The sequence below is a fragment of the Bradyrhizobium sp. P2_E8 genome (genome assembly GCF_056403875.1).
On record NZ_JBFUES010000810.1, the window covers coordinates 1 to 3,495 of the forward strand.

The 3,495-nt window shown below is 66.0% G+C and carries 3 protein-coding genes and 1 pseudogene; 2 read left to right on the plus strand and 2 right to left on the minus strand.

All coding sequences use genetic code 11. The annotated features are described in order from the left end of the window. Both AC1D00_RS32245 and AC1D00_RS32250 read right to left on the minus strand, forming a co-directional pair. Positions 1 to 1,401: AMP-binding protein (locus tag AC1D00_RS32245; RefSeq protein ID WP_477013445.1), on the minus strand; the 1,401-nt coding region annotated here is incomplete at its 3' end. A 528-nt stretch (positions 1,402 to 1,929) separates the two neighbouring features. Continuing rightward, positions 1,930 to 2,157 carry a hypothetical protein gene (locus tag AC1D00_RS32250; RefSeq protein ID WP_027542918.1) on the minus strand — a complete coding sequence of 76 codons (228 nt, stop codon included), beginning with the start codon at positions 2,155 to 2,157 and terminating at the stop codon, positions 1,930 to 1,932. A 261-nt stretch (positions 2,158 to 2,418) separates the two neighbouring features. Here AC1D00_RS32250 and AC1D00_RS32255 point away from each other — a divergent pair, with 261 nt between their 5' ends. Together AC1D00_RS32255 and AC1D00_RS32260 are read left to right on the plus strand one after the other, a co-directional pair. Then, the gene (locus AC1D00_RS32255; RefSeq protein WP_477013446.1) at positions 2,419 to 3,138 is read left to right on the plus strand and encodes an outer membrane protein; all 720 of its coding nucleotides are present in this window, start codon (positions 2,419 to 2,421) and stop codon (positions 3,136 to 3,138) included. Between the two features lie 178 nt (positions 3,139 to 3,316). Then, a pseudogene (locus AC1D00_RS32260) lies at positions 3,317 to 3,495 on the plus strand (AI-2E family transporter); the annotation flags it as partial.

A 3,495-nucleotide genomic window follows, 5' to 3' on the forward strand; every position in this document is an offset into this window, starting at 1 on the left:
GCTGAAGGCTTCGACGGCGGCGCCGAGCAGGCGGCACTGCATCGCGCCGGGCGTCTGCGGTAATTCGCGGTTGCCGCCGATGAACGCGCCGGCGAAATCGGTGCCGCCGGAAATGTTCGCCCACCAGATGTCCGCCTGCGCCTTGCTGCCATTGGTCTTCGACAGTGCGGCGAAGCGGTCGTTGAACCAGGCTTGCGTGTCGGCGCTGAGCGGCGAGCCGGTCGAGCCAAGGCAGCGCAGCCGCGACAGATCGCCGGCGGCGGCGAGATCGATTTCGGCCTTGGCGCAGTTGGCGAAGAACGCCGCGCCCGCGCCGAAGAAGGTCGCCTTCGACTGCGCCACGAAGCGCCACAGCGTGGTCCAGTCCGGCTTGTCCTTCGTGCCGCCGGGGCTGCCGTCGAAGATGCAGCAGGTGGTGCCGCTGAGCAGGCCGCCGACTTGCGAATTCCACATGATCCAGCCGGTCGAAGAGTACCAGTGATAGCGCTCGCCGAAGGAATTCTGGTGATAGGAGCAGCCGATGTCGTTGTGCAGGCCGAGCAGCGCGAGCACCACGATGACGATGCCGCCATGGCCGTGCACGATCGGCTTGGGCAGGCCGGTGGTGCCGCTGGAATAGACGATCCAGAGCGGATGATCGAACGGCAGCCAGGCCGGCTCGAACGCGTCGATCGCAGCGCTGGTCCTTGCGACAATCTCGGAGAGCACGGCATCAGGTGCGGCGGCAGCATCAGCCTCGCTGTGCAGGATGACATGCTCGACCGTGGGCAGCGATCGCCGCAGCTCGGCGACGATGTCGCGCCGGTCGTGCTGCCGCCCGGCATAGGTGACGGCGTCGCAGGTGATCAGCACTTTTGGCTCGATCTGCTTGAAGCGGTCGATCACGGCGGGCGCGGCCATGTCGGGTGCGCAGACGCTCCAGACCGCACCTAAGCTGGCGGTCGCGAGAAACGCGATGATGGTCTCGGGGATGTTGGGCAGATAGGCCGCAACGCGGTCGCCGGGCCTGATGCCGTTATCCTTCAGATGCAGCGCGAGCGCGGCCGCCTTGCGCCGCAGCTCCGGCCAGCTCGTTTCCCTCAGCCTGCCGTCCTCGCCGCCGCTGACGATCGCGGGCAGACCGGCGGCGTCGGCCGCCTCGACATGCCGGAACACCTGCCGGGCATAGTTGACCTGTGCGCCGGGAAACCAGACCGCGCCGGGCATCTTGCGCTCGGTGATCACCGCCGCAAACGGCGTCGGCGATTGCAGATCGTAATAATCCCAGATGCTGCGCCAGAAACCGTCGAGATCGCGCACCGACCATTGCCGCATCTCTTCGTAGCTGCCGAAGCTGAGGCCGCGCTGCGCGGCGAGCCAGTTGCGATAGAGGGCGATCTGGGGAACGAAGGGTGCGGTCATTGCGTGTCGGCTTCGATTGCGGGGAAGGGAAGTTTAGCCGGCGACGCGGCGTAGCAGAAGTCGCGGCTCGCTCAGTCTCGTGTCCCGGACGCGCTGCAACGTCCTTCACGTTGCGGCGCAGAGCCGGGAGCCATGCTCAGCGAGGGCTCTGAAAGATGGGCCCCGGCTCAGCAGCGCACCGTCGAAGAGACGCTGCGCTGCGTCCGGGCACGGATAACCTCGATCCGATTCTTCAAACACTGGACGCACCTTCGCGCTCTCGCGGCCGTCTTCGCAAGCTGGCAGGTCGCATCGATCGACTTGACCTGCCGCCAACCTGTCAGTGATGTGTCCGAACAGGGGGCAGCCATGTCTCCGGACTAAGCGCTGCGCGGGCAATGACAGCGAGGCAAGGCCGGAGTGTTTTACGAGGGTCTCGTAACCCCGATGGAGCGCAGCGCAATCCGGGGAGGTCGTGCAATGCGGCGACAGCGGTCCCGGATTGCGCTGCGCTCCAACCGGGCTAAGACACACCTGTAAGGCTGTCGCCTACCAGCCGACGCCGGCCCAGCGCCGGCCGAATACCGGCGGCTTCGTCTTCACGGCTTGCCAGCCGAAGAAGTGATGCTTGCCGGACCATGCGTGCACCACGCCGCTGCAGATTCTGCACTTGAAGCTGCCGGAATGCGCCTCGCTGTGCTCTTCCCTTGTCGCGGTGTAGTTCATGCTGCAACCCGCGCAGGTGAATTCTTCGGTCGTCCAGATGCTGTTGGCCATTGCAAACTCAGTGTCCCCAGATGCTTGGCGAGAAGGGTACGAGCGAGCCTTTGCACCGGCGTAAACCGGTCGGCGGAAATCCGGTTAATCACCGTTAGCCAAACCCGTCTTCGGACGCAGATCTTGCAGGATTTTCCCGGGTCGCGGAGCGCCGGTCAGTCCAAGTCGTGCCGCCGACGGGTCCAAGCGCGCGCCTGATCCGGCAGCTAGATTTCACCCGGGTCGCCTCGGTTGGAAGGCGCATCAATGGGGGGTGAGATCATGGGGACGAAGCTCGTTTTGACGGCTGCGCTGTTGTCGCTGGCAACGCCGGCATTCGCCGCGGATATCATCGGGCCCGCGCCGGTGAAGGCGCCGGTGGCGGCTCAAATCTTCAGCTGGACCGGCTTCTACATCGGCGCGCATGGTGGCGGCGCCTGGAGCAGGTGGACCGGTATCGATCCGGCCGATCCGACGGCGACCTGGAGCTCGGTCACGGCCAGCGGCGGCGTGGTCGGCGGCCAGATCGGCGGCAACTACCAGATCAGCAATGTCGTGCTGGGCCTTGAGGGCACCGGCGCCTGGTCCAGCGTCACGCTCTCCAGCAACAGCCCGTTCGGCGGCGGCGCCGGCTTCATCTTCTCGTTGAAGAACGACTATATCGCCACGGTGGCCGGCCGCTTCGGCGTCGCCTTCGACCGCGTGCTGCTCTACGCCAAGGGCGGTGCGGCCTTCACCCGGGACAAATACTACGTGAACAATGGCCTTGCCGGCGCGCTCGCCGGTTCCKCCTCGGGCAGCTTCAACCGCACCGGCTGGCTCGCCGGCGGCGGCGTCGAGTGGATGTTCATGCCGAACTGGTCGGTGAGGGCCGAGTACAACTACATGAGCTTTGGCGCGATCACCGAACAGCCGGTGACGACAGGCAATCTGGTGGCGACGCCCGCCAACGTGAAGCTGAACATCCAGACCGGAACGGTGGGCGTGAACTACCACTTCTAGCCGCGCCGGCGTCGCCGCAGGATCAATCGCAGGTCTGGTCAGGCCGCTTGTCCCGGTCATGTGTCCCGGGTACGGGGCCGGGCGCGAGCCCGCCTCGTCTTGACGCCCGGCCCGGGGCTGGCAATAACGGCGTGCCCGTGCAAGAGCCGGAACCCGCGTCGATGCCGCAAGGAAGGTCGTGCCCGTGAAAAGTCTCCGTCAGCTCCTGACGGGAGAGGACATCATCCAGCTCGTGATCCGGCTCGGCCTGCTCGCCCTGCTGATCATCTGGACCTTCCTGATCATCCGCCCGTTCGTGCCGATCCTGGCCTGGAGCGGCGTGCTCGCGGTCGCGTTCTACCCGGCCTTCTGCTGGGT

Excerpts from the sequence above, each read along its gene's own strand:
- AC1D00_RS32250 (WP_027542918.1), bottom strand. The coding sequence starts at position 2,157 with ATGGCCAACAGCATCTGGACGACCGAAGAATTCACCTGCGCGGGTTGC.